Annotated in this window: 2 protein-coding genes and 2 pseudogenes; all 4 read left to right on the forward strand. The window is 68.9% G+C overall.

What is annotated here, in order from left to right; translation table 11 throughout:
• The coding region (locus I55_RS05105) for a TonB-dependent receptor domain-containing protein (protein ID WP_044559430.1) at positions 1 to 1,935 on the forward strand (1,935 nt) is incomplete at its 5' end.
• A gap of 20 nt (positions 1,936 to 1,955) precedes the next feature.
• Positions 1,956 to 3,029 (forward strand): nucleoside hydrolase, encoded by a 1,074-nt coding sequence (locus I55_RS05110; RefSeq protein ID WP_044559431.1) that lies wholly within the window; start codon positions 1,956 to 1,958, stop codon positions 3,027 to 3,029.
• Between the two features lie 78 nt (positions 3,030 to 3,107).
• Positions 3,108 to 4,343: pseudogene (locus tag I55_RS05115) on the forward strand (NCS2 family permease); the annotation flags it as partial.
• Positions 4,344 to 4,373: 30 nt separating this feature from the next.
• Positions 4,374 to 4,894, forward strand: a pseudogene (locus I55_RS05120) (adenosine deaminase); the annotation flags it as partial.

Genomic DNA, 4,894 nt, shown 5'->3' on the forward strand with positions numbered 1-4,894 from the left:
CTGTTCGGCCACTACGAATACGCCCCGGGCCACCAGGTCTATGGCGAGTTCATGTTCATGCGGGACGAGGCCGACATCCGCCTGTCGCCCACCGCCGTGTTCAGCGTGTCGGAGAAGGTGAACTGCAACAACCCCTACCTGTCGGCGCAGGAGGTCAACCTCATCTGCACCTCGGCCGGGTTGTCGGCGGGCCAGACGGCCAACGTGGTGGTGTCCGAACGCAACGTCCAGGGCGGCTCGCGCCATGACTACACCACCCACACCGCCTATCGCGGCGTGCTGGGGGCCAAGGGCGACATCAGCGACAACTGGCAGTACGACGTCTACGCCCAGTACGGCCGCACCAACTATGACTCGCGCCTGACCGGCGACATCTCGCTATCCAACTTCGCCAACGCGCTGCAGGCCGTGACCAATTCCAGCGGCCAGATCGTCTGCAAGACCGGGGCGGCCGGCTGCGTACCCATCAACATCTTCGCCATCGGCGGCATCACGTCGGACGCGCTGAATTATGTGCAGCAGGACTTCTACCGCACCGGCTACACCCAGGAACTGGTGGCCAGCGGTGCCGTCACCGGCCAGGTGACGGCCATCAGCAGCCCGTTCGCCAGGAACCCGCTGGGCGTGGCGTTCGGCACCGAATACCGGCGGGAGTCCATCGGACTGACGCCGGACAGCCACTATTCCTCCAAGGACGTGGCGGGCAATTCGGGCGGCGAGTTCCCCATCTCCGGCGCCTTCGACGTGAAGGAACTGTTTGCCGAGATGACCGCCCCGCTGGTGGAGGACCGGCCCTTCTTCCGCAGCCTGTCGCTGAATGCCGGCGCCCGCTATTCCGACTACAGCACCGCCGGCGACACCACCGCCTACAAGTTCGGCGGCGACTGGGCGCCGGACAGCAACATCCGTTTCCGCGGCAGTTTCCAGCGGGCGGTGCGCGCGCCGAACCTGGTGGAACTGTACGGGCCGCAGCAGATCACCACCGCCAACCTGACCGACCCGTGCGAGGGCGCGCATCCCACCGCCAGCCTGGCGGCCTGCCAGGCCTCCGGCGTCTCCGCCGCCCAGTACGGCACCATCGCCCCGGCGGCCGGCCAGAAGTCGGGCGCCATGATCGGCGGCAACCCGGGCCTGAAGCCGGAAGAGTCCAACACCGTTTCCTTTGGCGCCCAGCTCACCCCGACCTTCCTGCCCGGTGTGACGCTCTCCGCCGACTATTTCGACATCGACGTGAAGAAGCTGATCTCGACCGTGCCGGCCACGATCGAACTCAGCCAGTGCATCGCCACCGGCAGCTTCTGCAACCTGGTGGTCCGCAACCCCACCACCGGGTCGCTGGTCACCAGCGGCTATGTCGTCACCACCTACATCAACGCCGGCTACCTCGACACCTCCGGCGTCGATTTCTCGCTGTCGGCCAAGTACGACGTGGCCGACCTGATCGGCGTGGACGGCCTGGGCCGGGTGGGGCTGAACTTCTCCGGCACCTTCACCGACAAGTATGAGATCCAGGTGCTGCCCAACACGCCGGCCTATCGCTGCGACGGCTACTTCGGCGTCACCTGCGGCATGCCCATCCCGAAATGGCGCCACCGCATGGTGGTGGACTGGACGCTGCCCAACGGCATGGACCTGATGGCCACGTGGCGCTACATCGGCGGCACGCGCAATGACAAGTCCAGCAGCGCCACCTACCTGACCGGTGCTTACCAGCCCTACGACGCCTCCCTGCCCAGCGTCAGCTACCTGGATCTGGGCGTGTCCATGGCCCTGACCAGCGATCTGACGCTGCGGGTGGGCGTGAACAACGTGTTCGACAAGGACCCGCCGCTGACCGCCAGCACCGGCGGCCAGGTTTCCAATGGCGCTTTCTACAGCGGCATCTACGATGCCCTGGGCCGCTATGTCTTCACCAACGTGAGCGCGCGGTTCTGATGAACCGGAAAGGATCGCCGATGAGGATCGTTGGTGCCGCTCTCGCCGCCGCGCTGGTCTTTTCCCTGGGCGCCGCGGCGCCCGCCACCGGGGCCGAGACCGTCCGCGTCTATTTCGACAACGACTTCCTGGGACCGGGGCAGAGCAACATCCAGGCGATGATCCCCCTGCTGCGCGACCCCCGGGTCGAGCTGCTGGGGGTGGGGGTGGTCACCGGCGACGCCTGGCTGCAGGAGGAGACGCAGCACCTGCTGCGTTTCCTGGAGATCGTGGGCCGTCCGGACGTTCCGGTGGCCAAGGGGGCGGAAATGCCCCTGATCCGCACCCAGGGGGAGATGCGGGCGTGGGAACAGCGCTACGGTGCCGTTCCCTGGAAGGGGGCCTGGAACGCCCCCCGGCCCGGCCGCAGCTACCATCCGGAGGATCCGGCCCTGGTGCCGCCCATGCCGGAGGGGGAGCCGCACATCGCGGCCCTGCCCGAGGACGCGGCGCACCTGTTGATCCGTCTGGTGCGGGCGCACCCGGGGGAGGTCACGGTGATCACCGCCGGGCCGCTGACCAACATCGCCCTGGCCCTGCGCCTGGCGCCGGACCTGCCGTCCCTGGCCAAGGAGATCGTGATCGAGGGTGGCGGGCTGGACATGGCGGTGGCCCGGGTCACCGGCAACACCGACTATGCCACCGACTTCAACTTCATCTTCGATCCGGAGGCGGCGCACATCGTGCTGACCGCCCCCTGGAAGCGTGTCACCCTGCTGGGCAACGTCACCGGCAGCGCCAAGGTGACGCCGGAACTGGTGGCCCAGGTGGCTTCCGCCGGCACGCCGATGGCCCGCTATTTCCATGACTACGCCAAGGTGGGGCAGCCGTTATGGGATGAGATGACCACCGCCGTCGCCCTGGACCGTTCGCTGGCGACGGAGGAACTGGTCGCCCGCATGGACGTGGACCTGATGCCGGGGCCGGACTACGGCAACGCGCAAATCTGGAAGGATGAATTCGCGCCACACCAGGGCGAGCAGACGGTGCATGTCATCCAGAAGGTGGACGTGGCCCGCTTCCTCGCCAGCTTCACGGCGCAGGCGCGGCGATGACGGGGCTGCTGAACCGCCGCTTCCGCCTGGCCGAGCGCGGCACCAGCGTGGGGCGCGAGGGGGTGGCCCGGCCTCACCGCCTTCATGGCGGCCGCTTACCTGATCGTGGTCATCCCCTCGCTGCTGGCCAGCGGCGGGATGGATCGCGGCGCCGCCACCACCGCCGCCATCATCGTCATGGCGGCCGGCAGCCTGTTCATGGGCCTCTACGGCAACCTGCCCTTCATCGTCGGGCCGGGCCTGGGCGGGTCGGCCATCCTGGGCATCACCCTGGCCCAGATCGAACACATCCCCTGGCCGGCGGGCCTGGGCATCGCCCTGCTGTCGGGCGTCCTGTTCCTGGTGCTGACCCTGACGGGTGCCCGCACCCTGGTGATGCGGCTGGTGCCGCCGCCCATCAAGCTGGGGCTGGGCGCATCCCTGGGCCTGTTCATCGCTCTGCTGGGCTGCCGCGAGGCGGGCATGGTGGCGCTGAACGCCAAAAGCGGCTCACTGGCCCTGGGCGATTTCAGCCAGCCCGGCCCCATCGCCGCCCTGATCGGGCTGGGCGTCGCCGTGGCCCTGCAGGCGCGCAAGCTGCCGGGCGCCATGCTGGCCGGCATCGCCGCAGCCACGGTGGCGGGCATCCCCCTGGGGCTGACCGCCACCCCCGCGTCGGTGCTGGCCCTGCCCAGCGGGTTCGGGCCGATCTCCTTTCAGGTCGACCTGTCCAGCGCCTTCACGGTCGCGGCCCTGCCCTACCTGTTCGCCTTCTTCGCGGGGGAGTTCTTCTCCACCCTGGGGACCACCCTGGCGGTGGGCGCCAAGGCGTCGCTGACGGATGAGCATGGCAATCTGCCGGGGATCGAGCGGCCCTTCCTGGTCGATTCCATCGCGGCGACCCTGGGGCCGCTGATCGGCATCCCCTCCGGCACCGCCCTGGTGGAATCCGCCGCGGGGGTGGAGGCGGGCGGACGCACGGGTCTCACCTCCACCTGGGCGGCGTTGTGCTTCCTGGCCACCCTGCTGATCACGCCCGTGGTGATGGCGGTGCCCCGCCAGGCCACGGCGCCGGCGCTGATCCTGACCGGCCTGTCCATGTTCGGCACCATCCGCCACCTGGTGGCCGATGAGATCGGTGACCTGATGCCGGCCCTGGTGATGGTGCTGGTCACCCTGATCGCCAACAACTTCGGCACCGGCATCGCCGCCGGCATCCTGGCCTACGTCCTGATCCAGATCCTGGCCGGGCGCGCCGCCCGCGTCCCGGTCGGGCTGCTCATCCTGGCCGTCCCGCTCGGCTACTACTTCTATGTCGCCGCGACCCGGCATTGAGCCGTCGCCGGCGCCCATCACAGGCCTTTCATGATGATCCCCATCGCTGACACGCTGGCCACCGTGCCGCCGTCGCAAACCGGCCGCACGGTTACCGAGGCGCAGCGTGCCTTCTTCCACGCCATGCCCAAGGTGGAACTGCATTGCCACCTGTTGGGCGCCGTGCGGCCGCAAACCTTCGCCGACCTGGCCGCCAAGCATGGCGCGCCGCTCAGTCCGGATGAGATCCAGGCCTTCTTCCGGCGCGGCGACAAACCGGTGGGCGTGCTGCACGTGCTGCGCGCCCTGGAGCGCCACCTGTTGCTGGAACCCGACGATTTCCGCCGCATCGCCTATGAGTATCTGGCGGACGCGGCGGCGGAGAATGTGCGCCACGCGGAGTTCTTCTGGAACCCTACCGCCACCCTGCGCGACACCAGCCTGGCCTATCGCGAGGTGCAGGCGGCGCTGGTGGCCGGCATCACCGAGGCGGCGGCGGACCACGGCATCAGCGGCCTGCTGATCCCCTCCATCGACCGGGAGGCCGACCCGGCGGCGGCGCTGGAGATGGT

This window comes from Azospirillum sp. B4, from assembly GCF_000333275.1.
In the GTDB taxonomy this organism is placed as follows: domain Bacteria; phylum Pseudomonadota; class Alphaproteobacteria; order Azospirillales; family Azospirillaceae; genus Nitrospirillum.